Below are 25,079 nucleotides of genomic sequence, written 5' to 3'. Positions count from 1 at the left end.
CCCCCGGACGCCGAACGGCCCGCCGGGACCGGAGTCCTGGCGGGCCGCTCGGGTGTCCTGCGCCGGAGCGCGGGGCTGGGTCTAGACGGTCACTCCTCGCCGGACTTGGCGAGGTCGACCGGCGGGGAGTCGGGGACCATGACGGGCTTGGGCTCACCGCGGAAGGTGAACGTGGCCTTGTCGTCGGCGGCCTTCGAGTCGTCGGCCTCGGGGTCGATGCCCTCGACGTCGACGAGCACGATCTGCCCGGGCGAGATCTCGCCGAACAGGATCTTCTCCGACAGCTGGTCCTCGATCTCGCGCTGGATGGTGCGGCGCAGCGGCCGCGCCCCCAGCACCGGGTCGAAGCCGCGGCGGGCCAGCAGGCCCTTGGCGGCCGGGGTGAGCTCGATGGCCATGTCCTTGTTGGCCAGCGCACCCTCGACGCGGGTGATCATGAGGTCGACCATCGTGATGATCTGCTGCTCGGTGAGCTGGTGGAACACCACGATGTCGTCGATGCGGTTGAGGAACTCCGGGCGGAAGTGCTTCTTCAGCTCGTCGTTGACCTTCGACTTCATCCGCTCGTAGTTGGACTGCTCGTCGTTGGTCTGGGCGAAGCCCAGGCCGACCGCCTTCGAGATGTCCTGCGTGCCGAGGTTCGACGTGAAGATGATGACGGTGTTCTTGAAGTCGACCGTGCGGCCCTGGCCGTCGGTCAGGCGACCGTCCTCCAGCACCTGCAGGAGCGTGTTGTAGATCTCCTGGTGCGCCTTCTCGATCTCGTCGAACAGCACCACCGAGAACGGCTTGCGACGCACCTTCTCCGTCAGCTGGCCGCCCTCCTCGTAGCCCACGTACCCGGGAGGGGCACCGAAGAGCCGCGAGGCGGTGTAGCGGTCGTGGAACTCGCCCATGTCGATCTGGATGAGGGCGTCGTCCTCGCCGAACAGGAAGTTGGCGAGCGCCTTCGACAGCTCCGTCTTACCGACGCCGGACGGGCCGGCGAAGATGAACGAGCCCGAGGGGCGCTTCGGGTCCTTCAGGCCGGCGCGCGTGCGGCGGATCGCCTTCGCGACCGACTTGACGGCCTCCTCCTGCCCGATGATCCGCTTGTGGAGCTCGTCCTCCATCTTCAGCAGCCGGGAGGTCTCCTCCTCGGTGAGCTTGAAGACGGGGATGCCGGTCCAGTTCGCGAGGACCTCGGCGATCTGCTCCTCGTCGACCTCGGCGACGACGTCGAGGTCACCGGACTTCCACTGCTTCTCCCGCTCGCCCTTCTGGGCCAGGAGCTGCTTCTCGGAGTCGCGCAGGTGCGCGGCCCGCTCGAAGTCCTGCGCGTCGATCGCCGACTCCTTGTCGCGACGGACGTTGGCGATCTTCTCGTCGAACTCGCGCAGGTCCGGCGGCGCGGTCATCCGGCGGATGCGCATCCGGGCGCCGGCCTCGTCGATCAGGTCGATCGCCTTGTCCGGCAGGAACCGGTCGGAGATGTAGCGGTCGGCCAGCGTGGCCGCCGACACCAGCGCACCGTCGGTGATGGTGACGCGGTGGTGCGACTCGTACCGGTCGCGCAGACCCTTGAGGATCTCGATGGTGTGCGTGACGGTCGGCTCGCCCACCTGGATCGGCTGGAAGCGGCGCTCCAGCGCGGGGTCCTTCTCGACGTACTTGCGGTACTCGTCGAGCGTGGTGGCACCGATCGTCTGCAGCTCGCCGCGGGCCAGCATCGGCTTGAGGATCGAGGCCGCGTCGATCGCGCCCTCGGCCGCGCCCGCACCGACGAGGGTGTGGATCTCGTCGATGAACAGGATGATGTCGCCGCGCGTGCGGATCTCCTTGAGCACCTTCTTGAGGCGCTCCTCGAAGTCACCGCGGTAGCGGGAACCGGCGACCAGCGAGCCCAGGTCGAGCGTGTAGAGCTGCTTGTCCTTGAGGGTCTCGGGGACCTCGCCCTTGATGATGTTCTGGGCCAGGCCCTCGACGGCGGCGGTCTTGCCCACGCCCGCCTCGCCGATCAGGACCGGGTTGTTCTTGGTCCTCCGGGAGAGGACCTGCATGATGCGCTCGATCTCCTTCTCCCGGCCGATGACCGGGTCCAGCTTGCCCTCGCGGGCCTGCTGGGTGAGGTTGCGACCGAACTGGTCGAGCACCAGCGACGAGCTGGGGGTGCCCTCGCCACGGCCACCGGAGGCGCCCTCGGCGGGCTCCTTGCCCTGGTAGCCGGAGAGCAGCTGCAGGACCTGCTGGCGGACGCGGTTGAGATCCGCCCCCAGCTTGACCAGCACCTGCGCCGCGACGCCCTCGCCCTCGCGGATCAGGCCGAGCAGGATGTGCTCGGTGCCGATGTAGTTGTGGCCGAGCTGGAGCGCCTCGCGCAGCGAGAGCTCCAGGACCTTCTTGGCCCGCGGCGTGAACGGGATGTGCCCGCTCGGTGCCTGCTGGCCCTGGCCGATGATCTCCTCGACCTGCTGCCGGACGCCCTCCAGGGCGATCCCGAGGGACTCCAGGGCCTTGGCGGCCACTCCCTCGCCCTCGTGGATGAGGCCGAGGAGGATGTGCTCGGTGCCGATGTAATTGTGGTTGAGCATCCGGGCCTCTTCTTGGGCCAGGACGACAACACGCCTTGCTCGGTCGGTGAACCTCTCGAACATTTCGTCTCCTCGCCTGCTGCGCCGTGCTTCGCGCCTACGCCACTGTATCGGGCGGGCACGGGTGCGCGCCTCTGTTGCGAGCCCCACGTACGTGGTCGTCGCAACATGCGACGGTCACGCGGCATTCCGCGCCGGTCGACCTCCCCGGTGCGCTCAGTTCTCCCGGTGGTAGGCCTCGAGCACCTCGGACGGGATCCGGCCGCGGTCGGACACCTTCATCTTGCGGGAGCGCGCCCACTCGCGGATGGCCTGGTTCTGCTCCCGGTCGATCACCGGGCGGCGCGGGGCGGCCGCGGCCGGGGCCGACGTGCGCCGCGTCCGGCCGGTGATCCTGCGCGCCGGGCCGACGAATTCCGCGAGCACGTCGCGCAACTGCGCCGCATTCTCCGCGGAGAGGTCGATCTCGTACGCCTTGCCGTCGATCGCGAACTCGACGGTCTCCTCCGCGGGCTTGCCGTCGAGATCGTCGACGAGCCGCACTTCCTTGATCTGTGCCACCTGGTTCCTCGGTCCTGTCGTCACGCCGGCGCAAAGGCCGTTCCCCGACAACATACCCATCGGCGCGCAGATCCCGGAAATCCCTCGACCTATTCGGGGCGCACCAACGGGTAGAGGATGGTCTCGCGAATACCGGCACCGGTGAGCGTCATCAGCAACCGGTCCATCCCCATTCCCATACCGCCGCTGGGCGGCATTCCGTACTCCATCGCGCGCAGGAAGTCCTCGTCGAGCTGCATCGCCTCGGGATCGCCCGCCGCGGCCATCAGCGACTGCGCGGTGAGCCGTTCCCGCTGGACCACGGGATCGACCAGCTCGGAGTACGCCGTGGCCAGCTCGGTGCCGAAGACGATGAGGTCCCAAGCCTCGGCCAGGCGCGGGTCGTCGCGGTGCTGCCGGGTCAGGGGCCGCACCTCGACGGGGTAGTCGCGGACGAACGTCGGCTCCACGAGCGTGTGCTCGACCAGCTTCTCGAACAGTTCCAGGACGATCTCGCCGGCGCCCCAGGAATCCTTGATCTCGACGTCCCGATCCGCCGCGATCTTCTGCAGTTCGGCGACGGAGGTGTCCGGATCCACATCCGTGCCGACGGCCTCGGCGACGGCGTCGTGCAGCGTCACGGAACGCCACTCACCCCCGAGGTCGTGTTCCGACCCGTCCGCGTGACGGACCACGGTGGAACCGAACACGGCGCGTGCGCTCTCGACCACCAACTGCTGCGTGAGGCGCGCCATGTCGTCATAGGTGGCGTACGCCTGGTAGGCCTCCAGCATCGCGAACTCGGGTGAGTGCGTGGAGTCGATCCCCTCGTTCCGGAAGTTGCGATTGATCTCGAAGACGCGCTCGATCCCGCCGACGACGCAGCGCTTCAGGAACAGCTCCGGCGCGATGCGCAGGTACAGATCCGTGTCGAGCGCGTTCGCGTGCGTGACGAACGGCCGCGCGGTCGCCCCGCCGTGCTGCAGCTGCAGCATCGGCGTCTCCACCTCGACGAAGGAGGCGTCGTGCAGCACCGAGCGGACGGTGCGCACGACCTCGGCGCGCGTGCGGACCATCTCGCGGGCCTGCGGGCGCACGATGAGGTCGACGTAGCGCTGGCGGACCCGCGTCTCCTCGGACAGCTCGCGGTGCGCCACCGGCAGCGGCCGCACGGCCTTCGACGCCATCGCCCACCGGTCGGCCATGACGGACAGCTCGCCGCGGCGGGAGGTGGCGACCTCGCCGTGCACGAACACGTGGTCGCCCAGGTCGACGCTGGTCTTCCAGCGCGCCAGCTCCTCGTCGCCGACGAGCGCCAGGCTCAGCATCGCCTGGAGCTCGGTGCCGTCGCCCTCGCGCAGGGTGGCGAAGCAGAGCTTGCCGGTGTTGCGCAGGAAGATCACCCGACCGGTGACGCCCACCCGCTCGCCGGTGGCGGTGTCCGGCGGGAGGTCGGGGTGGGAGTCGCGGACCTGGCGCAGGCTGGCGGTCCGCTCGACCTCGACCGGGTAGGGGTCGACGCCGGCGGCGAGCATGTCGGCGCGCTTGGCCCGGCGCACCCGCATCTGCTCGGGCAGCTCGTCGTCGGGGGTGTCAGGCGCGTCGGTGCTCACCCGCCAAGGCTAATGAGCCGTCGCACCCGGGTTCCCGGCCGCCCCGGATGTCGGGACGTCCGTGTCGCTCTCGTTCGACGGGGGCGTGGACCCACTCCGCCGGCCGGGCCGCCGATCAAGGGCACACGGTTGCCAGTCGATCACCGACCACGACCGTCTGCCCTTGATCACCGGGCGGGCGGGGCGGCACTGGTGGACGGGGCAGCACCGAGTGGGCGGGGCAGCACCGGGGCGGTTCGCGCAGCACCGGGGCGGCCGGGGCAGCACCGGGCGGTTCGGGCAGCACCGAGCGGTTTGGCAGCACCGGCGGACGGGCAGCACGGGGGCCGGGCACCACGGCCGTCGTCCCGCGCGCGTCCCCGGTTGCCGCGCGCGTTCCGAGCTCCCGCGCGCCCCCGGGAGCGCGCGGGAGCATGTTCTGCGCGCGGGAAGCCCGGGAGACGGGCATCGCCGGCCGTGACCCCCCCAATCCGTTGCAGCAAGGCCACCCTGTGGACGCTTCCCGTCAGCAAGGTGGCCTTCCTGCAACGGAGGCCGTCGGTACCGTCCCCCCGTGACCCCCCGCCCCCGGGCCCGCCTCTTCGGCACCGTCGCCGCCGCCTACGCCGAACACCGGCCCGGCTACCCGGACGCCGCCGCGTGGGCGCTGGAGCCCGTCGCCGACCGGCCGGAGCCGCACGTGCTCGACCTGGGCGCCGGCACGGGCAAGCTGGCGGCGGCGCTCCCGCCGGGCGTCCGGGTCACCGCCGTCGACCCCGACACCGCGATGCTGCGCGAGCTGCGCCGGCACGTCCCGCACGCCCTGGCCGTCGCCGGGACCGCCGAGCGGGTGCCGCTGGCCGGCGGGTCGGTGGACGCGGTGGTCGTCGGGCAGGCGTGGCACTGGTTCGACCCGGACCGGGCGCTCGCCGAGATCGCGCGGGTGCTGCGCCCGGGCGGGGTGCTCGCGGTCGTCGGCAGCGACGACGACGGCACGGAGTGGATGCGCGGGTTCGGCGAGGCCGCGGCACGGGGCCGGCCGGTGGCGAACGGCGCGGGGGCTGCGGCACTCGCGCTGCCGCCCCACCCGGCGTTCGCGCCGCCGGAGAGCGCGGCGTTCCCGAACCCCGTCCGCACCACGACCGACGGCCTGCTGGCCACGATGGCCACCCACTCGTGGGCGCTGCTGAGCGAGCCGGCCGACCGCGACGCCGCCTTCGCCCGCATCCGCGACTACGTGGCGACGCGCCCGGAGACCGCGTCGGGGGAGTTCGTGCTGCCGCTGGTGACGACGGTGCTGCGGGCGTTGCGCAGGTAGGTCAGGCGCAGGCCGACCAGCGTCAGGTCGGGCACGTACTCGGTGATCGTGTCGGAGACCCCGGTCATCAGCGGCGCGAGCCCGCCGGTGCCGAGCACCGTCACCGGGCCGGCCTTCGGGCCGAGCTCGGCGAGGATGCGGCGCACCAGTCCGTCGACCTGGCCGGCGAAGCCGTAGAGCACGCCGCTCTGCAGGCACTCGACGGTGTTCTTGCCGATCACCGAGCGGGGCGCCACGAACTCGACGGTGCGCAGCGCGGCCGCGCGGCTGGCGAGGGCGTCCATCGAGATCTCGATGCCGGGCGCGAGCGCCCCGCCGAGGAACTCGCCCTTCGCCGAGACGACGTCGATGTTCGTCGACGTCCCGAAGTCGACGACGACGCACGCCGTGCCGAACATGCGGTGCGCCGCGAGCGTGTTCATGACGCGGTCGGCGCCGACCTCGCGGGGGTTGTCGACCAGCAGCGGCACCCCGGTGCGCACCCCCGGCCCGACGACGACGGCCGGGTCGCCGCGCCGGTTGATCAGCATCCGCAGCTCGCGGAGCAGGCTCGGGACGGTCGAGAGCGCCGCGATGCCGGTGACGTCACCGGAGTGGCGGCCGAGCAGCGCGCCGAACGCGACCTCGAGCTCGTCGCCGGTCATCCGCGGGTCGGTGCGCATCCGCCAGTCGCGCACCAGCGGCGGGCGCACCTCGTCGGGATCGGTCTCGGGGTAGAGGCCGAGCGCGATCTGGGTGTTGCCGACGTCGACGCAGAGCAGCACGTCCTACGCCGCCCCGGACAGCAGCCCGGACCCCTCCGGCGCGTGCGCGGGGTCCGACCCCAGCTCCACCACGCGGTTGTCCCCGTCGACGAACACCACCCGCGGCGCGTACGCGGCCACCTCGGCCTCGTCGAGCTGGCCGTAGGCGATGAGGATGACGAGGTCGCCGGGGTGCACGAGGTGCGCGGCGGCGCCGTTGATGCCGATCACGCCGCTGCCGCGCGCGCCGGGGATCACGTAGGTCTCCAGGCGGGCCCCGTTGGTGATGTCGACGATCGCCACCTGCTCGCCCTCCAGCAGGCCGGCGGCGTCCATCAGGTCGCGGTCGACGGTCACCGAGCCGACGTAGTGCAGGTCGGCCTGCGTCACCGTCGCGCGATGGATCTTGGACGTCATCATCGTGCGGAGCATCGTCGTCCTCCTACAGCTGGATGGTGGTGTTGTCGATCAGGCGGGTGGTGCCGAGCCGGGCCGCGACGAGCAGGCGGGCCTTGCCCTGCTGCACGTCCGGGCGCAGGTCGGGGTCGCGCAGCTCCAGGTAGTCGACGTCGAGCGCGGGCTCGGCGTCGAGCACCTCGCGGGCCGCGTCGAGCACCGCCTGCGGCCCGCGCGCCGACACCGACGCCCCGGCCCGCAGCGCCCGCTGCAGCGCGGCGGCGCGCGGGCGGTCAGCCTCGGAGAGGTAGGCGTTGCGGCTGGACAGGGCGAGGCCGTCGGGCTCGCGGACGGTCGGGACGCCGACGACGTCGAGCGGGAAGTCGAGGTCGCGCGCCATCTTCTTCACCAGCACGAGCTGCTGGTAGTCCTTCTCCCCGAAGTAGGCGACGTCCGGCCCGACGAGGTGGAACAGCTTCGCCACCACCGTCAGCACGCCCGCGAAGTGCCCCGGGCGGACCGCCCCCTCCAGCTCGGAACCGAGCGGGCCGGGGACGACGGTCGTGTCGGCGCCCTCGGGGTACATGTCCTCGACGCCCGGGGTGAGCACGAGCTCGACCCCCTCCTCGCGGCACATCTCCAGGTCGGCCTCGAGCGGGCGCGGGTAGCGCTGCAGGTCCTCGCCCGGCGCGAACTGCAGCGGGTTCACGAAGATCGACACGACGGTGACCGACGCGCCCTTCGCCAGCCGCGCGTGCCGGATGAGCTCGCGGTGCCCCTCGTGCAGGGCGCCCATCGTCGCCACGAAGGCGATGCGGCGCCCGGCGACGCGCAGCGTGCGGGTCACGGCGCGGAGCTCGCCCGGGTCGGCGTGCACGGTGAGCTGGCCGGGGGTGAAGCCCCGCGGCTTCTTCGTCGTCACTGGTCCTCCGTGAGGGTGCGCAGGACCTCCTGCGCGGCGTGGTCGGGGAGCAGCCCGGCCGCCTGCGCGCGGTGCGCGGTGCGGGCGGCGAGGACGCGGTAGGTGCGGGCGAGGTCGGGGTCGACGGCGTCGAGCTCGCGCAGGTGCACCGCGACGGTGCCGGCGTCGCCGCGCGCGACGGGGCCGGTCAGGGCGCGGTCGCCGTGGCGCAGCGCGTTGTCCAGGGCCGCGGACAGCAGGGGCGCGATGAGGCGCTCGGCCGGGCGGACGCCGGCGCGGTCGAGCAGGTCGGCGCAGTCGCGCACGAGCGTGACGAGGTGGTTCGCGCCGTGGGCGAGCGCGGCGTGGTAGAGCGGGCGGACGTCCTCGGGCACCCGGACCGGCTCCGCCCCCATCTCGACGACGAGCGCCTCGCCGACGCTCCAGCCGGCCTCGTCGCCCTCGGTCGCGGTGACCCCGACGCACGCGCCGCCCAGGCGCACGACGTCCTCGGAGCGGCCGGTGAACGTCAGCACCGGGTGCAGCGCGAGCGGCAGGACGCCCTCCTCGGCGGCGGGCGCGAGCACGCCCACGCCGTGCGCCCCGGAGGTGTGGACGACGATCTGGCCGGGGCGGAAGCAGCCGGCGGCGGCGAGCCCGCGGACGAGGCCGGGCAGCACGTCGTCGGGGACGGCGAGCAGCGCGAGGTCGGCCCCCGTGACGACCTGGTCGGGCGCGGCCAGCGGCACGCCGGGCAGCAGGGCGTCGGCCCGCTTCACCGACTCGCGCGACACCCCGGACGTGGCGACGACGTGGTGGCCCGCCGCGGCCAGCGCCGCCCCCAGGACCGCGCCCACCCGCCCGGCGGAGACCACTCCGACGGCGAGCCGCGCAGGACGGCCGGCAGCCATGCCCATCTCCTCGCACCCGTTCCGGTCCCGCGCTGGGCGGGTACCGGTCGTGCCGCCCTCGTCGGCGGCGAGCACAGGCTAGACGGGCGCGGTGGCGGCCGACGAGCGGCGGTGACCGGCTTCACCGCACCGGGGCCCCACCCCGACACGGACGCAGCGAGACCCCGACTCGCGGGCTTCCGCCCCGCGAGTCGGGGTCTCGTCGTGACCGTGTCGGGGTCAGTGTCGGGGTCAGTCGTCCCGGTCGCCCCGGATGAACGCCTCGACCGCGTCACGCGCCACGTCGTCGCCGTACTGCTCCGGCGGGGACTTCATGAAGTAGCTGCTCGCCGAGAGGATCGGCCCGCCGATGCCGCGGTCCATCGCGAGCTTGGCGGCGCGCACGGCGTCGATGATGATGCCGGCGGAGTTGGGCGAGTCCCAGACCTCGAGCTTGTACTCCAGGTTCAGCGGGACGTCGCCGAACGCGCGGCCCTCGAGCCGGACGTAGGCCCACTTGCGGTCGTCGAGCCACGCGACGTAGTCCGACGGGCCGATGTGCACGTTGTCCCGGCCCAGGTCGCGGTCGACCTGGCTGGTGACCGACTGCGTCTTGGAGACCTTCTTGCTCTCCAGCCGCTCGAGCTCCTTCATGTTCAGGAAGTCCATGTTCCCGCCCACGTTGAGCTGCATCGTGCGGTCGAGCTGCACGCCGCGGTCCTCGAACAGCTTCGCCAGCACGCGGTGCGTGATGGTGGCGCCGACCTGGCTCTTGATGTCGTCGCCGACGATCGGGACGCCCGCGGCGCGGAACTTCTCGGCCCACACCGGGTCCGAGGCGATGAAGACCGGGAGCGCGTTGACGAAGCCGACGCCCGCGTCGATCGCGGCCTGCGCGTAGAAGCGGTCGGCCGCCTCGCTGCCCACGGGCAGGTAGGACACCAGCACGTCGGCGCGGACGTCGCGGAGCACCTGCGCGACGTCGACCGGCGACTCGTCGGACTCGGTGATCGTCTCGCGGTAGAACCGGCCCAGGCCGTCGAGGGTGTGGCCGCGCAGCACCGGCACGTCCAGCGGCGGCACGTCGGCGATCTTGATCGTGTTGTTCTCGCTGGCGGAGATGGCCTCGGAGAGGTCGCGGCCGACCTTCTTGGCGTCGACGTCGAACGCGGCGACGAACTCGATGTCGCGGACGTGGTACCCGCCGAAGTCGACGTGCATCAGCCCGGGGACGCGCTGCGTCGGATCGGCGTCCGCGTAGTACTGGACGCCCTGCACGAGCGACGCGGCGCAGTTGCCGACGCCGACGATGGCGACTCGAACCTGACTCATGGTCGGCTCCTTCTCACTGGGTCGAACACTCACTGGGGATCGGTCGGGTCGTGCGTGGCGGGGGCGTCGCGGAGCTCGGCCCGCTCGCTCTCGATCAGTTCGTTGAGCCAGCGGACCTCGCGCTCGGACGAGTCGAGCCCGAGCTGGTGCAGCTCACGGGTGTAGCGGTCGATCTCGGCGCTGGCCCGCGACAGTGCGGAGCGCAGGCCCTCCCGGCGCTCCTCGACGGCCCGGCGCCGGCCCTCGAGGATCCGCATCCGGGCCTCGGCCGGGGTGCGGGAGAAGAAGGCGAGGTGCACGCCGAAGCTCTCGTCGTCCCACGACTGGGGGCCGGACTCGGACAGCATCTCGGCGAAGCGCTCCTTGCCCTCCGCGGTGATGCGGTAGACGCGCCTGCTCCGCCGCGACCACGTGCCGGAATCCGGTTCGGGCGCGGTGTCCTCGACGATCAGCCCGGCCCGGGTGAGCCGGCGCAGCGCCGGGTAGAGCGAGCCGTAGGAGAACAGCCGGAACCCGCCCAGCCGGACGCCGAGCTGCTTGCGCAGCTCGTAGCCGTGCACGGGGGCCTCGTGGAGCAGGCCGAGGATCGCCAGCTCGAGCACGACCGACCTCCTCCCGACGCGCGGCGCAGCGGGCGGCGCCCGGTGCGATGTACCGCCCCACCATATCGCGCCGATACATCTGCGCGACGTGTCGAGACCTCCGTCACCTCGGGACGGGTGATCACCGGGTGCTCCCTCGGCCGGTCACCGGGCGTTCTCCCCGGCCCGTCCGGCACCCCGCGTACCCTGACCGGGTGCGCACCCAGCGACAGGTGGTCGACTACGCGTTGCAGCGCCGGGCGCTGCTCGCCGACGTCCACGCCGGACGCGTCGGGACAGCGTCGGTCTGCGACGCGAGCCCCTACCTGCTGCGGGCCGCCCGGTTCCACGGCGAGCAGACCGACCAGACGTGCCCGGTCTGCCGCAAGGAGAACCTCACGCTGGTGTCGTGGATCTTCGGCGACTCCCTGAAGCACGCGTCGGGATCCGCGCGCAAGCCGGCCGAGCTCGACGAGCTGGCCGAGCGCTACGACGACTTCTCCGTCTACGTCGTCGAGGTCTGCCGGACGTGCAGCTGGAACCACCTGGTCCTGTCCTACGCCCTGGGCACCGGGACCACGACCAAGCGACGCCGGACCGCGGCCGAGTGATCTCCCCACACTCGCGGCGCGGGCACCGGACACCCCCGATCCACAGGAGCCACTGGTGACCGACCAGCGCGACCACCGTCCCGGCGGGGGCCCCCGCCCCGGCGGAGCGGACCTGCCACCCGGTCGCCGGCCGGGCCCGCCCTTCCCCCCGCCTCCCCCGCAGTACCGCGGGGCCGGCCCGCAGCAGGGCCCGCCCGGCTACGGCCCGCCGCCCGGCGCCCGCCCGCGACAGGGCGGCCCGGCCACCCCGCCGCCCGGCCGGGTGCCGCCCCAGCGCATCCAGCCCCGGCCCCCGGCGCCCGAGGAGCGCGCGCCCTACCGCTCGGGCGACATGCCGCTGCTCACTCACGAGGAGACCGCCTCGGCCGCGGTGGCCCGCAACCACGCCGTCGCGCTCGCCGAGCGTCCGGACACCGGGCGTCCCGAGCGCCGGACGCCCGCCCCGCGCCGTCGCAGCGCCTGGGCCCGCGTCCGCCGCGCGGTCTACGTCCTGCTCGGCCTGATGATCCTGGGTCCGGTCCTCGCGTTCGTCATCGGCTGGCTGATCTTCCCGGTGCCGTCGTCCGACGAGCTCGCCGTCGACCAGGTCTCGCAGTTCACCTTCGCCGACGGCACGCCGCTGGCCACCGTCCGGCCCGAGGGCGTCAACCGCCGGGTCGTGCTGCTCGACGAGATCCCCGAGCCCGTCCGCAACGCCGTGCTGGCCGCGGAGAACCGGTCGTTCTACAGCGACCCCGGCTTCGACATCACCGGCATCCTGCGCGCGGTCTACAACCAGCTCACCGGCGGCGTCGGCGGCGGTTCGACGATCACCCAGCAGTACGTCAAGGTGATCACCGGCGACGACGACTTCTCGCTCGTCCGCAAGTACAAGGAGGTCGTGCTCGCGGTCAAGATCACCCGTGAGCAGACCAAGGACGAGATCCTCGAGAACTACCTCAACGTCATCTACATGGGCCGCAGCTCCTACGGCATCCAGGCGGCCAGCCAGTCCTTCTTCGGCAAGGACGTCGGCGACCTGACGGTCTCCGAGGGCGCGATGCTCGCCGGCATGATCCAGGCGCCCTCGCGCTGGGACCCGGCGAAGGACCTGGAGGGCTCGCAGCGGCGCTGGACCTACGTCATGGACCAGATGGTCGACGCGCAGTTCATCACCCCGCAGGAGCGGGCCGCCGACGTGTTCCCGACGAACTGGCTGCCCGAGGCGCCGGCCCTCGAGGGCATCCCGGCCGACGACCGCGGCCACATCTACGCGCGGGCGCGCGACGAGGTGATCGCCCGCGGGATCGTCACCGAGAACGAGTTCAACACCGAGGGCCTGACGGTCACCACCACCGTCGACCCCCGCCGGCAGGCCGAGGCGGTCGAGGCCGTCAAGCGCCAGCTCGAGGGCGAGGACCCCGACCTGCGCACCGCGCTCGTCGCGATCGACCCGCGCACCGGCGCCGTCCAGTCCTACTACGGCGGCAGCGACGGCCAGGGCACCGACTACGCCGGGCAGGGCCTGCGCCCGCCGGGCTCGTCGTTCAAGCCGTTCGTGCTGGCCGCGGCGATGGCCGCCGACCCCTCGATCGGCCTCGGGAGCACCTACGACGGCTCGTCGGGGCAGACGCTCGCCGGCACCGTCGTCGACAACTCCGAGGGCTTCGACTGCGCCCGCTGCACGATCCAGACGGCCATGACGCGGTCGATCAACACGATCTTCTACCAGCTCGGGCTGGACGCGGGCCCGCAGCGCGTCATCGACACCGCGCACGCGCTGGGCATCCCGGAGAACCAGGTCACCGAGGCCCGCGGCGGCGTCTCGCTCGGCGACCAGGACGTCCACCCGATCGACATGGCCTCGGCCTACGCCACGCTCGCCGCGGGCGGGGTCTACCACGAGCCGTTCCTGGTCTCGCGGGTCACGGCGGCCGACGGGCGCGTGCTCTACGAGCGCGCCGAGAGCCAGGGCGAGCAGCGGATCGACCCGCAGATCGCCCGCAACGTCACCGAGTCGATGCTCGACGTCGCCCCGACCTCGCGGATCGGGCTGTCCGGCGGCCGCGTCGTCGCCGGCAAGACCGGCACGCAGCAGCACCCGACGCTCGACCGGCAGAACAAGGACGCCTGGATGGTCGGCTACACGCCGTCCCTGGCCACCGCCGTCTGGGTGGGCACCGACACCAGCAAGCCGATCCAGACCGCGGGCGGCTCGCCGATCTACGGCCGGATGGTCCCCGGCTCGATCTGGCAGAGCTACATGAACGGCGCGCTGCGCGGCACCCCGAACGAGGCGTTCCCGCCGTTCGTGGCGCTGGGCGCCGCGCCCAGGGCGGAGCCGACCGCGAGCCCCGACTCCGACGACGAGAGCTCCCGCGACGAGAGCTCCGACAGCGGCGACGGCGACGAGAACGGCGACGGGGACAACGGCTCCGACTCCGGATCCGGTTCCGACCCCGGCTCCGGCTCCGGGGACAGCGGCAACGGCAACGGCGGCGGCAACGACGGGGACAACGGGAACGGCGGCGACAACGGCGGCGGCAACGACGGGGACAACGGCGCAGACAGCAACGACTCGGGCGACGACCCGTCGTTCGGGGTCTTCCCCGGCAGCGGGTGAGCCGTCCCGACCCCGCGTCCCGGCCCGGCGGGTCCGGCACGCAGTACGCGCCGGAGCCCGGCCGTCCCCCCGTCCGGGTCGTGCCCACGTGGACCGACCCGCTGGCCACCGCGGCCAGCCGGGTCGTCGGGGGGCCACTGGGGCGCCACGCGCTGATCGGGCGCTCCGCGTTCTGGACGCCGCTGCGGGTGGTGCTGCTGGTGGCGGTGGCCGTGCTCGCGCTGGGCTGGCTCGGCAAGTCGCCGTGCCTGCAGCAGTACCGCACCGACGACGGCGCGCTCGCGCTCGACTGGCGGGAGAACCGCCAGTACGTGGCGATGTGCTACTCCGACACGGTCCCGCTGTGGGCCATCGAGAACCTCGACGACCCGGCCGCCCTGCCCTACCGCGACCCGTGGTTCGAGAACGCCGGGCAGCCCGACGAGGTCGTGCGGTACATGGAGTACCCGGTGCTCACCGGCTTCCACCAGTGGGCGGCCGCGCGCGTGGCCGACGGCTGGCGGAGCCTGGCCGACGCGGTCGGCTGGCTCCCGACGGCCCTGCCGGTCGTCGTGTACTTCGACGTGTCGGCGGCCTGGCTCGCGCTGGCCTGGCTGGTCGCGGTGTGGGCCGTGCACGCGCTGCGGCCCTCGCGCCCCTGGGACGCCGTGCTGGTGGCGCTGTCCCCGCTGGTGGCGGTGCACGCGTTCACCAACTTCGACACGCTCGCGGTCGGCGCCGCCACCGCCGCGATGCTCGCGCTGGCGCGCGGACGCCCGCTGCTCGCCGGGGTGCTGCTGGGCATCGGCGGCGGGTTCAAGTTCTACCCGCTGCTGCTGCTCGGGCCGGTGGTCCTGGTCGGGCTGCGCCGCCGGCACGACGGCGGCCTCGGCGTCGCACTGCGCACGGCCGGAGCGGCCGTCGTCGCGGTGGTCGCGGTCAACCTGCCCGTGGCGCTGGCGTGGCCGACGGGGTGGTGGGAGTTCTTCCGCCTCAACCAGACCCGCCCGGCCGACCCCGACTCCCTCTACTTCGCCGTGAGCCACTTCAGCGGCTGGCCCGGGTTCGACGGGGAGCTCGCCGCGGGGCAGGCTCCGACCGTGCTCAACGCCGTCTCGCTCGTGCTCTTCGTGCTGTGCTGCGCGGCCATCGCGGCGCTGGCCTGGTGGGCCCCGCGCACGCCGCGGCTCGCCTCGCTGGCGTTCCTCGTCGTCGCCTCGTTCCTGCTGGTCAACAAGGTGTGGAGCCCGCAGTACTCGCTGTGGCTGGTGCCGCTGGCAGTGCTGGCGCTGCCCCGGGCCCGCATCCTGCTGGCCTGGATGCTCGTCGACGCGCTGGTCTGGGTGCCGCGGATGTACTACTACCTGACGCCCGCGAACATGGGCCTGCCCCCGGACTGGTTCCTCGGCGCGGTGCTGCTGCGCGACGCCGCCGTCGTCGGGCTGTGCGTGCTCGTCGTCCGCTCGGTGCTGGTGCCGGCCACCGACCCGGTGCGGATGGTCGGCGTCGAGGACCCCGACTGGCCCGCGCGCCCGTCCGCGTCCGCGCCCGTCGCCCGTGCGGCGGTGCCGGCGTGACCGCGCGCGAGGACGTCGTGGCCGCGCTGGCGGCGTTCACGCCGCGGCCGATCGAGCGCCGCGACCTCAAGCGCTCGGCGGTGGCCATCACCCTCATCGAGGAGGACGACGGCCCCGCGTTCCTGCTCACCCGCCGCGCGCCGACGCTGCGCGGCCACTCCGGCCAGTGGGCGCTGCCCGGCGGGCGGACCGACCCGGGCGAGGACGCCGGCGAGACCGCGCGCCGCGAGCTGTTCGAGGAGCTGGGCCTGGGGCTCGACGAGTCGACCGAGCTCGGCGTCCTCGACGACTACGCCACCCGCTCCGGCTACGTCATCACCCCCGTCGTGCTGTGGGCGGGCGCCGTCGGCGAGCTGACGCCCAACCCGGACGAGGTCGGCGCGGTGCACCGGGTGCCGCTCACTCTGATCGACGTGGAGCCGCGGTTCCTGACGATCCCCGAGTCGGACGCGCCGGTGATCCAGGTGCCGCTGTTCGACCGGTTCGTGCACGCCCCCACCGGCGCGGTGCTGCACCAGTTCCGGGAGGTGGTCCTCCACGGCAGGCCTACGCGGGTGGCCCACCTGGAACAACCGGTGTTCGCCTGGAAGTGACGCCGTCAGCGTCGGGCGGCCCGCCGTCGAAGGGCTCGGGCAGCCGCAGGAACATCACGAACAGCACGACGAGCAGCACCGCCCGGCCCCACACGCCGACGGCGACGGCCTGCGCCGCCAGCCCGTCGTAGATGCCGCCCGTGCCGGCCTTGAACGCGTAGAACCAGCGGAAGATCCCGATCCCCATCACCGCGTCGGCCACCAGGTAGGCCGCGATCCAGCTCCACGGCACCGCGAGCAGCACCAGGAACGGCAGCAGCCACAGCGTGTACTGCGGCGAGTGGACCTTGTGCAGGAGCATGAACCCGCACAGCATCGCCGCGCTCACGCCGATCCACGGGTAGCGGCCGGCGCGCCGGAACCGCCACCAGCCCACGGCCGCGGCCACCGCGAACGACAGCAGCACCAGCGCCGGCGACAGGACGTCGATCGCGTCCTGGAACTCGACGTTCTCCGGGTTCGACTCCGGCCGGAACCCCCAGTACCAGATCGAGTTGGTCGTGAGGTCGACGTTGCGCAGCTGCTGGAAGGTGAACGACGCCCGCCAGCCCTCGTAGCCGACCAGCGCGAACGGCAGGTTGACCAGCACGACCGTGCCCGCGGCGGCCAGCGCGACCCGCAGCGCGCCGAACCAGTCGAGCGCTCCGGGCCGGTTGTGCGCGAGGACGTGCAGCGCCAGGGGCAGCACGAACGCGCCCGGGTAGAGCTTGAGCGCGAAGCCCAGGCCGAGCAGGACGGCGGCGACGGTGGCGCGGTCGACGAGCGCGCGGTCGGTGCCGCGCCCGTGCACCACGTAGATCGCCCCCACCGCGCAGGCGACGACGGGCAGGTCCCAGTTGTGGAAGGCGTAGAGCACCAGCGGTGGCCCGACGGCCCACAGCAGCGCCCGCCAGCGCGCCATCCGCCCGAGCATCCAGCCCGTGAGCAGCCCGAACGGGGCCATCAGCAGCGCCGAGGCCAGGAGGAACCCGCCGTCGGTCTGCACGAAGTACGCGCCCGCCCAGATCAGCAGGCCGGTGAGCACCGGGTACTCGACGACACCGCCGACGAGCTGCCCGTCGGGGGTGATCGAGCCGGAGACGTAGGGGAAGACGTGCCGGTCGACGTCGCGGCCCAGCCAGAGGTACTGGATGTCGGAGTAGCAGACGTCGCGGTCGACGCGGATCTCGTAGTCGGGCACCGAGCGGCCCGCGGCGTCGTACCCCGGGCCGGTGCAGCGGGCCTTGTTGGCGTAGCCCAGCAGCATCGTGACGCCGGTGAGCAGCACCAGGACCGCCAGGACGAGGCGCGCGGGGACCGCGGGTCGGCCGCCGCCGACCCGCTCGGGCACCCGCGGCGCGTCGAGTGCCGTGCGCGTCACCGCGCCAGCCGCTCGCGCAGGAACGCGATGTCGGCGGGCTGGCCCTCGGCCGGGGTCTCGACCACCACCGGCGCGTCGGCGGCGGCGCACACCGCGGCCAGCACCTCGGGCTCGATCGTGCCGGAGTCGATGTTGGCGTGCCGGTCGCGCGCGGAGTCGAACCCGTCGCGGGAGTTGTTGAGGTGCACCAGGTCGATCCGGCCCGTGACCGCCCGCGCGCGGTCGACCACGCCGACGAGCTCCTCGCCGCCCGCGTGGGCGTGGCAGGTGTCGAGGCAGAAGCCCGCGCCGTACTCGCCGATCGCGTCCCAGAGCCGGGCCAGCGCGTCGAAGCGGCGGGCCATCGCGTTCTCGCCGCCCGCGGTGTTCTCGATGAGGATCGGCACCGCGAAGCCGCCCTCGTCGGCCTGGCGCTCGAAGAACTTGCGCCAGTTGTCGACGCCCTGCGCCGCGTCCTCGCCCTGCGTGACGTGCCCGCCGTGCACGACCAGGCCGATCGCCCCCACACCGGCCGCGGCCTCGGCGTGCTGCACGACGAGCTTGCGCGAGGGGATGCGGATGCGGTTGTTGAGCGAGGCGAGGTTGACGACGTAGGGCGAGTGCACGACGACCGCGACGTCGCTGGCGCGCAGCTCGTCGGCCTGCGGGTGCGGCGGCGGCTTCTTCCAGCCCTGCGGATCGGCCAGGAACACCTGCACGATGTCGGCGCCCCGCTCGGCCGCCGCGGCGACCGGGTCGTCCTCGCGCACGTGGGCCCCGATGAGCATGGGGCGAGGATAGTGTCCGGCACCGACGGTCCCCGGCGGGCGGTGCCGGGCGCGCGTGTTCACGCTGGTAGCCTCGTTGCAGCACCTCGACCGGCGTCCCCCTGGACGCCGTCGTCGCCTCCCCGGATCACGATCTCGGGGCACGGGACTGTCGGGGTGCGGTGAGAACCTCCTGTCGCGGACATCCCGCGACCGTCAGACCGTAGGAGGTGAGTGGTTCTCATGCGTCACTATGAGCTCATGGTCATCCTGGACCCCAGCCTGGACGAGCGCACCGTCACGCCGTCGCTGGAGCAGTTCCTCACCGTCGTGAAGAACGACGGGGGCACTGTCGAGAAGATCGAGGTCTGGGGCAAGCGCCGCCTGTCCTTCGAGATCCTCAAGCACGCCGAGGGCATCTACGCCGTCATCGAGATCACCTGCGAGCCGGCCACCGTCGCCGAGCTCGACCGCCAGCTCGGGCTCAACGAGTCCGTCCTGCGCACCAAGGTGCTGCGCCGCGAGCCGAAGAAGCGGGCCGCCCCGGCGCCCGCCGCCGCGGCGAGCTGAGGCGGTAGCGATGGCCGGCGAGACTGTCATCACCGTGGTCGGCAACCTCACCGCCGACCCGGAGCTGCGGTTCACCCCGTCCGGTGCCGCGGTCGCCAACTTCACCGTCGCGGCCACGCCGCGCACCTTCGACCGCCAGTCCGGCGAGTGGAAGGACGGCGACGCGCTGTTCATGCGCTGCAACGTGTGGCGCCAGGCGGCGGAGAACGTCGCCGAGACGCTCACGCGCGGCATGCGCGTGATGGTGTCCGGCCGGCTGCGGCAGCGCTCCTTCGAGACCCGTGAGGGCGAGAAGCGCACCGTGGTCGAGCTCGAGGTCGACGAGGTCGGCCCCTCGCTCAAGTACGCCACCGCCAAGGTCAACAAGGTCAGCCGCGGCAGCGACGGCGGCGGCGGGGGCTTCGGCGGCAGCGGGAGCGGCTCCGGCGGTTCCGGCGGCTCCGGTGGTGGGTACGGCGGCGGCGGTTCCCGCGGCGGCCAGAACGACGACCCCTGGGGTTCGGCCCCGCCCGCCGGCAGCGGTCCCGCCGCCGACGACGAGCCCCCCTTCTAGATCCACCCCCTCCCGCGCGCCCCGCGCGCGGTGACCGAGCACCAGGAGCACCACCATGGCCAAGCCCGTCCTGCGCAAGCCGAAGAAGAAGGTGTGCGCGTTCTGCAAGGACAAGGCCCAGGACATCGACTACAAGGACACCGGCCTGCTGCGGAAGTTCATCTCCGACCGCGGCAAGATCCGGGCCCGTCGCGTCACCGGCAACTGCCGCCAGCACCAGCGTGACGTCGCGGTCGCGGTCAAGAACTCCCGCGAGGTCGCCCTGCTGCCCTACACCTCGACCGCCCGATAAGCGAGGCATGACCAGATGAAGCTCATCCTCACCGCCGACGTCCCGAACCTGGGCGCGCCCGGCGACATCGTCGAGGTCAAGGACGGCTACGGCCGCAACTACCTGCTCCCCCGCTCGCTGGCCATCACGGCCACCCGCGGCGCGGAGAAGCAGGTGGCGTCCATCAAGCGGTCCCAGCAGGCGCGGCAGATCCGCGACCTCGGGCACGCCAAGGAGGTCGCCGGGCAGCTGGGCGACCTGTCCGTCACCGTCAAGGCGAAGTCGGCCGGCGACTCGGGCCGGCTGTTCGGCTCCGTCACGACCGCCGACATCGTCGACGCCGTGCGCGCCGCGGGCGGTCCCGCCCTCGACCGCCGTGCCGTCGACGTGCCGCAGATCAAGACCACGGGTTCGCACGCGGTCACGGTCCGGCTGCACCCGGAGGTCACCGCCGAGCTGCAGGTGGCCGTCGTCGCGCAGTAGTAGCGGGCATCCGCCGGTCCGCCGGCGGGCATCACGCACCGTCACCGGGGCGGGAGCAGGGCACAGCGCCCCGCTCCCGCCCCGTCGTCGTTCCCGGGAGTGCGCGGAGCGGTCTCGTCGACGTGGCGCGACGCGCCGGGAAGGTGCGCCCGCGTCGGCGAGTGACCGCCCGTATGCGCCGGGTGGGGATCACCGCGACACGCCGGGACGGGCTCCGGACGCGACACGCCCACAATGTTGTCCACAGGCGGTGAACAGGCGCTGAGCTGCGAGTACGCCGCTCAACGGCGAGTTGTCCCCACTTTGTCCACACCGTGCTCCCCCCGCCGTGCAGGACATCCACCGATCCGTCCCCAACCTCTCCCCAGACGTGTGCACAGGCCGGTTAGGTGCGACGCGCCGGAGCGCCTAACGTCGCGCGCAGGTTCGGGACGGGCGCCCGGCGACGTCGACCGTTCACCGCGGGGTCGACGGGACGTCGCCCGTGCGTCTCGAACGCTCGTTCGATATAGTGGGAGTGGGGGTGACGCTGCGTATGGACCGGTTCGGGCAGGCACGGCGACTCGGAGCACGGCGGCACACGGCGCACGACGCACGACCGGCGGTCCGCGCATGGCGCTGACCGACGACCGGCCCCCCGGCGGCCGCCGCCCCGGTGGCGACCGCCCGCTGCGCGCCGCCGACGAGGGCGCGGCGGGCTCCCCGTTCGACCGCCAGCCCCCGCAGGACCTCACCGCCGAGCAGTCGGTGCTGGGCGGGATGCTGCTGAGCAAGGACGCCATCGCCGACGTCGTCGAGGTGCTGCGGCCCGACGACTTCTACAAGCCCGCGCACCAGACGGTCTACGACACGATCCTCGACCTCTACGGCCGCGGCGAGCCCGCCGACGCCGTCACGGTCTCGGCCGAGCTCCAGCGCAAGGGCGACCTCATCCGCCTCGGCGGCGCGCCGTACCTGCACACGCTGATCGCCACGGTGCCCACCGCGGCCAACGCCGCCTACTACGCCGAGATCGTCGCCGAGAAGGCGATCCTGCGCCGCCTGGTCTCCGCGGGCACGCGGATCGTGCAGCTGGGCTACCACGGCGCCGAGGGCGCCGACGTGGCCGACGTCGTCGACCGCGCGCAGGCCACGCTCTACGACGTCAGCGACCGCTCCACGAGCGAGGACTACGTCGCGCTGGAGGAGCTGCTCCAGCCCACGATGGACGAGATCGACGCCATCGGCTCGCGCGGCGGGGCGTCGGTCGGCGTCCCCACCGGGTTCACCGACCTCGACCAGGTCACCAACGGCATGCACCCTGGCCAGATGATCGTCGTGGCCGCGCGCCCCGGTCTGGGCAAGAGCACGCTGGGGCTCGACTTCGCGCGCTCCTGCTCCATCAAGCACGGCATGACCAGCGCGGTGTTCTCCCTGGAGATGAGCAAGTCCGAGATCGTCATGCGCCTGCTCTCGGCCGAGGCGCAGATCAAGCTGGCCGACATGCGCGCCGGCCGGATGAGCGACGAGGACTGGACGCGGATGGCCCGGCGGATGAGCGAGATCAGCGAGGCCCCGCTGTTCATCGACGACTCGCCGAACCTCACGCTCATGGAGATCCGGGCCAAGGCGCGGCGGCTCAAGCAGCGCCACGACCTGAAGCTGATCATCCTCGACTACCTGCAGCTGATGACGTCGGGCCGCAAGGTCGAGTCGCGGCAGCAGGAGGTCTCGGAGTTCTCCCGGCAGATCAAGCTGCTGGCCAAGGAGCTCGAGGTGCCGGTGGTGGCGATGAGCCAGCTGAACCGCGGTCCCGAGCAGCGCACCGACAAGCGGCCGATGCTGTCGGACCTGCGCGAGTCGGGCTCGATCGAGCAGGACGCCGACATGGTGATCCTGCTGCACCGCCCCGACGCCTTCGAGCGCGACGACCCGCGGGCCGGTGAGGCCGACCTGATCCTGGCGAAGCACCGCAACGGGCCCACGACGACGATCGTGGTGGCCCACCAGCTGCACTACAGCCGGTTCGCCGACCTCGCCCACGGCTGAGCGGGCCGGCGGGCGGCTACGCGGGACTGAAGCCCGCGGTGCCGTTCTGCCGGTAGGCGACCACCAGCGCGCTCGCCGCGACGCCCATGCCGAGCAGGGCCACCGGCACGGCCATCACGGCCGACCCGAGCACCATCAGCGCCATGCCGAGCACCAGCAGCAGCACGGGGTTGACCGCGGTCCGGCGCGGCGTCGCCGCGCGGAACAGCTGCGTGAACTCGGGATCGGTGATCGCGAGGTGGTGCTCGATGCGGGCCAGGACCTGTCTCTCGCGGTCGTTCAGCACGTGCGATCGCCTCCGATGAGCTCGCCACGATCCCGAGCTCCTCGTCGACCCCGGCACCTCCGTCCCGGTCAGGGTAGGCCGGAAGGGACCTGTCGAAACGGAGGGGTTGGTCACGCCTGCGAGTTGGCGACGATCAGCGCAGTGGCCTGCTCCGAACGCTCGATCGTCGCGAGGTGCGCGGCGTCGAGGACCTCGAGACGGGCGCCGGGGATGCCCTCGGCGAGCGTGCGCGCGTGCGGCTCGACGGGCGTCGACGGGTCGGCGGAGCCGGCGATCACCAGCGTGGGGGCGGCGATCGCCCCGAGGCGCGGCCGGTGGTCGAAGTCGCGCAGCGCGGCGCAGCAGGCCGCGTAGCCGTCGTCGGGCGTCATCGCGACCTGCCCGATGGCGTCGGCGACGACGTCGGGGTGCTCGGCCGCCCAGCCGGGGGTGAACCAGCGCGACACGATCGTCTCCGCGAGCGGGGCGGTGCCGCCCGACTCGACGGCGGCGATCCGGTCGACCCACACGCTGGGGTCGGGCCAGTACGACGACGTGCAGCACAGCGTCAGCGCGCTGATCCGCTCCGGCGCCTCCGACGCGAGGACCATGCCGACGCAGCCGCCCATCGACAGGCCGCAGTAGGCGACGCGGTCGAGCCCGAGCGCGTCGAGCAGTGCGAGGACGTCACCCGCCATGTCGGCGACGGTGTACGGCCCGGGCGGCACCGGCGACCCGCCGTGGCCGCGGTGGTCGACGCGGATGACGCGGAACCGCTCGGTCAGCGGCTCGACCTGCGGGCTCCACATCTCGACCGTCGAGCCGAGCGACCCGCTCAGGACGATCGCGGGAGCGTCGCGGGGACCCTCGTCGACGTGGTGCAGCGCGACGGTCACGACGACGACCCCACCGTGCGCAGCCCGCGCAGCGTCGTGAGCTCCTGCTCGGTGGGAGGTGCGGTGATCCGCAGGTCGGGCGAGACCTCGAGCTCCCAGCCGGTCTCCGCGTGCACCTGCTCGATCGTGACGCCGGTGTGCAGCGCGGTGAGCACGAGCTCGGCCGAGTCGGGGTCGGGTTCGAGCACGCCCAGGTCGGTGATGACCCGCACCGGGCCCGCGCCGCGCAGCCCGAGGCGGGCGCGGTCGCCGGGGCCGCTGCCGTGCCCGACCGACGTCACGAAGTCGACCTGCGAGACGAACGCCCGCAGCCGCTGGCGCATCACCACGATCACCTCGCGGCACGACGCCGCGATCTCCGGTGCGCCGCCGGACCCGGGCAGCCGCACGGCCGGCTCGTCGTACTCGCCGATGACGGTGGTGTTGATGTTGCCGAAGCGGTCGATCTGGGCGCCGGAGAGGAACCCGACGTCGATCCGGCCGGGCTGGAGCCAGTAGTTGAAGATCTCGGGCACCGACACGACCGACAGCGCGGAGTCGACGAGGATGCCGTCGCCGATCGAGAGCGGCAGCTCGTCGGGCTCGGTGCCGATCGTGCCGGACTCGTAGATGAGGACCAGCGCGGGCGCGTGCAGCCGGCGCGCGAGGTTCGCCGCCGTCGACGGCAGCCCGATGCCGACGAAGCACGACTGCCCGTCGCGCAGCGAGCGCGACGCGGCGACGCTCATCATCTCGTCGGCGGTCCAGGTGGTGGTACCGGTGCCGGTGCTCGTCGGGGTGCTCACGACGCGTCCTCCTGCAGGGTCTTGAGCCACGTCGTGAACGACTCGCGGTCGCGGCTGGTGGCGTCCCACGCCTTGTACGCGGCGTTGTCGCGCTCGTAGTAGCCGTGGGCGTAGGACGGGGCGGCGCCGCGCGGGGCGACCGCGACGGCGTCGAGCACCCAGGCCGGCAGCACGATCGCCCCCGGTACCGGCGTCAGCTCGTCGACGACCTCCTCGACGGTGGCCAGCGCGCGCGTCGCCGACAGCACCGCCTCCTTCTGCACCCCGAGGATGCCCCAGAGCTGGACGTTGCCGTCGCGGTCGGCGCGCTGGGCGTGCACGACGGCGACGTCGGGGTTGATGGCCTTCACCGCGGCGAGCTCCTCGCCGGTGAACGGGCAGGTGACCGTGGAGATGGTGTCGGTGTGCTCGGGCAGCTCGGTGCCGGCGTAGCCGCGCAGCACCGCGAACGGCAGCCCGGACGCGCCGGCGACGTAGCGGTTGGCCATGCCCGCGTGGCTGTGCTCCTCGATCGTCAGCGGCGCCGGCCAGCCGGTGCTCAGGGCGTCGCGCATGCGGTGCAGCGATCCGACGCCGGGGTTGCCGCCCCAGGAGAACACGAGCTTGGACGCACAACCGGCGCCGATGAGCTGGTCGTAGACGAGGTCGGGCGTCATCCGGACGAGCGTCAGGTCGCGGCGGCCCTGCCGGATGATCTCGTGCCCGGCGGCGAACGGGATGAGGTGGGTGAACCCCTCCAGCGCGACGACGTCGCCGTCGTGCACGAGCTCCGACACCGCGTGCGGCAGGGACTGGATCTTCGGCGACGCGATCTTTGCCACGGCGGAACGCTAGCCCCCGCACGGGACCCGGGCAATCGCGGCGTGACGCCGCCGACGCGGCGACGCCGGTCACGAT

Annotated in this window: 25 protein-coding genes; 10 read left to right on the top strand and 15 right to left on the bottom strand. The window is 72.8% G+C overall.

Going from position 1 to position 25,079, the window contains the following annotated elements; translation table 11 throughout:
- Positions 1–89 precede the first annotated feature (89 nt).
- The 3 genes from HOP40_RS09590 to lysS all read right to left on the bottom strand — a co-directional run bounded on the left by HOP40_RS09590 (position 90) and on the right by lysS (position 4,675).
- Positions 90–2,633, bottom strand: a complete 2,544-nt coding sequence (locus HOP40_RS09590) for an ATP-dependent Clp protease ATP-binding subunit (RefSeq protein ID WP_172156805.1) — start codon at positions 2,631–2,633, stop codon at positions 90–92.
- 153 nt (positions 2,634–2,786) lie between these two features.
- Entirely contained in the window at positions 2,787–3,131 is a 345-nt protein-coding gene (locus tag HOP40_RS09585) for a histone-like nucleoid-structuring protein Lsr2 (protein ID WP_172156803.1), read from the bottom strand.
- A gap of 89 nt (positions 3,132–3,220) precedes the next feature.
- On the bottom strand, positions 3,221–4,675 hold the full coding sequence (gene lysS / locus HOP40_RS09580) for a lysine--tRNA ligase (protein WP_172168128.1): 1,455 nt from the start codon (positions 4,673–4,675) through the stop codon (positions 3,221–3,223).
- Between the two features lie 601 nt (positions 4,676–5,276).
- On the opposite strand from lysS, the gene HOP40_RS09575 reads away from it, so the two are divergent.
- Entirely contained in the window at positions 5,277–6,020 is a 744-nt protein-coding gene (locus HOP40_RS09575; protein WP_172156801.1) for a class I SAM-dependent methyltransferase, read from the top strand.
- Here HOP40_RS09575 and HOP40_RS09570 read toward each other — a convergent pair.
- From HOP40_RS09570 to HOP40_RS09545, 6 genes are all read right to left on the bottom strand, one after another.
- On the bottom strand, positions 5,936–6,784 hold the full coding sequence (locus HOP40_RS09570) for a type III pantothenate kinase (protein WP_172156799.1): 849 nt from the start codon (positions 6,782–6,784) through the stop codon (positions 5,936–5,938). The two genes, HOP40_RS09575 and HOP40_RS09570, sit on opposite strands and share 85 nt — an antisense overlap.
- Positions 6,785–6,787: 3 nt before the next feature.
- The gene (panD, locus tag HOP40_RS09565) at positions 6,788–7,195 is read right to left on the bottom strand and encodes an aspartate 1-decarboxylase (RefSeq protein ID WP_172156797.1); all 408 of its coding nucleotides are present in this window, start codon (positions 7,193–7,195) and stop codon (positions 6,788–6,790) included.
- A 10-nt stretch (positions 7,196–7,205) separates the two neighbouring features.
- Positions 7,206–8,081, bottom strand: coding sequence for a pantoate--beta-alanine ligase (gene panC / locus HOP40_RS09560; protein ID WP_172156795.1), 876 nt, complete (start codon positions 8,079–8,081; stop codon positions 7,206–7,208).
- The gene (locus HOP40_RS09555; RefSeq protein WP_172156793.1) at positions 8,078–8,977 is read right to left on the bottom strand and encodes a Rossmann-like and DUF2520 domain-containing protein; all 900 of its coding nucleotides are present in this window, start codon (positions 8,975–8,977) and stop codon (positions 8,078–8,080) included. The genes panC and HOP40_RS09555 overlap by 4 nt, the downstream gene beginning before the upstream one ends.
- Positions 8,978–9,202: 225 nt before the next feature.
- Positions 9,203–10,282, bottom strand: a complete 1,080-nt coding sequence (locus tag HOP40_RS09550) for an inositol-3-phosphate synthase (protein ID WP_172156791.1) — start codon at positions 10,280–10,282, stop codon at positions 9,203–9,205.
- 29 nt (positions 10,283–10,311) lie between these two features.
- Positions 10,312–10,884, bottom strand: a complete 573-nt coding sequence (locus tag HOP40_RS09545; RefSeq protein ID WP_172156789.1) for a PadR family transcriptional regulator — start codon at positions 10,882–10,884, stop codon at positions 10,312–10,314.
- A gap of 194 nt (positions 10,885–11,078) precedes the next feature.
- On the opposite strand from HOP40_RS09545, the gene HOP40_RS09540 reads away from it, so the two are divergent.
- The 4 genes from HOP40_RS09540 to HOP40_RS09525 all read left to right on the top strand — a co-directional run bounded on the left by HOP40_RS09540 (position 11,079) and on the right by HOP40_RS09525 (position 16,225).
- On the top strand, positions 11,079–11,474 hold the full coding sequence (locus tag HOP40_RS09540) for a DUF5318 domain-containing protein (RefSeq protein ID WP_205347138.1): 396 nt from the start codon (positions 11,079–11,081) through the stop codon (positions 11,472–11,474).
- Between the two features lie 55 nt (positions 11,475–11,529).
- Entirely contained in the window at positions 11,530–14,076 is a 2,547-nt protein-coding gene (locus HOP40_RS09535) for a transglycosylase domain-containing protein (protein ID WP_172156785.1), read from the top strand.
- 80 nt (positions 14,077–14,156) lie between these two features.
- Entirely contained in the window at positions 14,157–15,632 is a 1,476-nt protein-coding gene (locus HOP40_RS09530) for a glycosyltransferase family 87 protein (RefSeq protein ID WP_338053053.1), read from the top strand.
- On the top strand, positions 15,629–16,225 hold the full coding sequence (locus HOP40_RS09525; protein WP_172156781.1) for an NUDIX hydrolase: 597 nt from the start codon (positions 15,629–15,631) through the stop codon (positions 16,223–16,225). Before HOP40_RS09530 ends, HOP40_RS09525 begins: the two co-directional genes overlap by 4 nt.
- Here the strand turns inward: HOP40_RS09525 and HOP40_RS09520 are convergent.
- Both HOP40_RS09520 and HOP40_RS09515 read right to left on the bottom strand, forming a co-directional pair.
- Entirely contained in the window at positions 16,179–17,585 is a 1,407-nt protein-coding gene (locus HOP40_RS09520; RefSeq protein WP_420821796.1) for a glycosyltransferase family 87 protein, read from the bottom strand. The two genes, HOP40_RS09525 and HOP40_RS09520, sit on opposite strands and share 47 nt — an antisense overlap.
- Positions 17,582–18,352, bottom strand: coding sequence for a deoxyribonuclease IV (locus HOP40_RS09515; protein WP_172156779.1), 771 nt, complete (start codon positions 18,350–18,352; stop codon positions 17,582–17,584). Before HOP40_RS09515 ends, HOP40_RS09520 begins: the two co-directional genes overlap by 4 nt.
- Before the next feature lie 222 nt (positions 18,353–18,574).
- Here HOP40_RS09515 and rpsF point away from each other — a divergent pair, with 222 nt between their 5' ends.
- The 5 genes from rpsF to dnaB all read left to right on the top strand — a co-directional run bounded on the left by rpsF (position 18,575) and on the right by dnaB (position 22,236).
- The gene (gene rpsF / locus HOP40_RS09510) at positions 18,575–18,901 is read left to right on the top strand and encodes a 30S ribosomal protein S6 (RefSeq protein WP_172168124.1); all 327 of its coding nucleotides are present in this window, start codon (positions 18,575–18,577) and stop codon (positions 18,899–18,901) included.
- Between the two features lie 10 nt (positions 18,902–18,911).
- Positions 18,912–19,454 (top strand): single-stranded DNA-binding protein, encoded by a 543-nt coding sequence (locus HOP40_RS09505; protein WP_172156776.1) that lies wholly within the window; start codon positions 18,912–18,914, stop codon positions 19,452–19,454.
- 55 nt (positions 19,455–19,509) lie between these two features.
- The gene (gene rpsR / locus HOP40_RS09500; RefSeq protein WP_094923024.1) at positions 19,510–19,746 is read left to right on the top strand and encodes a 30S ribosomal protein S18; all 237 of its coding nucleotides are present in this window, start codon (positions 19,510–19,512) and stop codon (positions 19,744–19,746) included.
- 15 nt (positions 19,747–19,761) lie between these two features.
- Complete coding sequence (rplI, locus tag HOP40_RS09495) at positions 19,762–20,208, top strand: 50S ribosomal protein L9 (RefSeq protein ID WP_172156774.1); 447 nt, start codon at positions 19,762–19,764, stop codon at positions 20,206–20,208.
- A gap of 612 nt (positions 20,209–20,820) precedes the next feature.
- Positions 20,821–22,236 (top strand): replicative DNA helicase, encoded by a 1,416-nt coding sequence (gene dnaB / locus HOP40_RS09490; protein WP_172156772.1) that lies wholly within the window; start codon positions 20,821–20,823, stop codon positions 22,234–22,236.
- 16 nt (positions 22,237–22,252) lie between these two features.
- Here the strand turns inward: dnaB and HOP40_RS09485 are convergent, their stop codons facing one another.
- From HOP40_RS09485 to HOP40_RS09470, 4 genes are all read right to left on the bottom strand, one after another.
- Positions 22,253–22,522, bottom strand: coding sequence for a DUF3040 domain-containing protein (locus HOP40_RS09485; protein WP_172156771.1), 270 nt, complete (start codon positions 22,520–22,522; stop codon positions 22,253–22,255).
- Between the two features lie 110 nt (positions 22,523–22,632).
- Entirely contained in the window at positions 22,633–23,397 is a 765-nt protein-coding gene (pcaD, locus tag HOP40_RS09480) for a 3-oxoadipate enol-lactonase (RefSeq protein WP_172156769.1), read from the bottom strand.
- Positions 23,394–24,128 (bottom strand): CoA-transferase subunit beta, encoded by a 735-nt coding sequence (locus HOP40_RS09475; RefSeq protein WP_172168122.1) that lies wholly within the window; start codon positions 24,126–24,128, stop codon positions 23,394–23,396. Before HOP40_RS09475 ends, pcaD begins: the two co-directional genes overlap by 4 nt.
- Before the next feature lie 50 nt (positions 24,129–24,178).
- Positions 24,179–24,994, bottom strand: a complete 816-nt coding sequence (locus HOP40_RS09470; protein WP_205347273.1) for a CoA transferase subunit A — start codon at positions 24,992–24,994, stop codon at positions 24,179–24,181.
- Between the last annotated feature and the right edge of the window lie 85 nt (positions 24,995–25,079).

Source organism: Pseudonocardia broussonetiae, from assembly GCF_013155125.1.
Lineage (GTDB): Bacteria > Actinomycetota > Actinomycetes > Mycobacteriales > Pseudonocardiaceae > Pseudonocardia > Pseudonocardia broussonetiae.
This window is presented reverse-complemented; position numbering and strand designations above follow the sequence as displayed.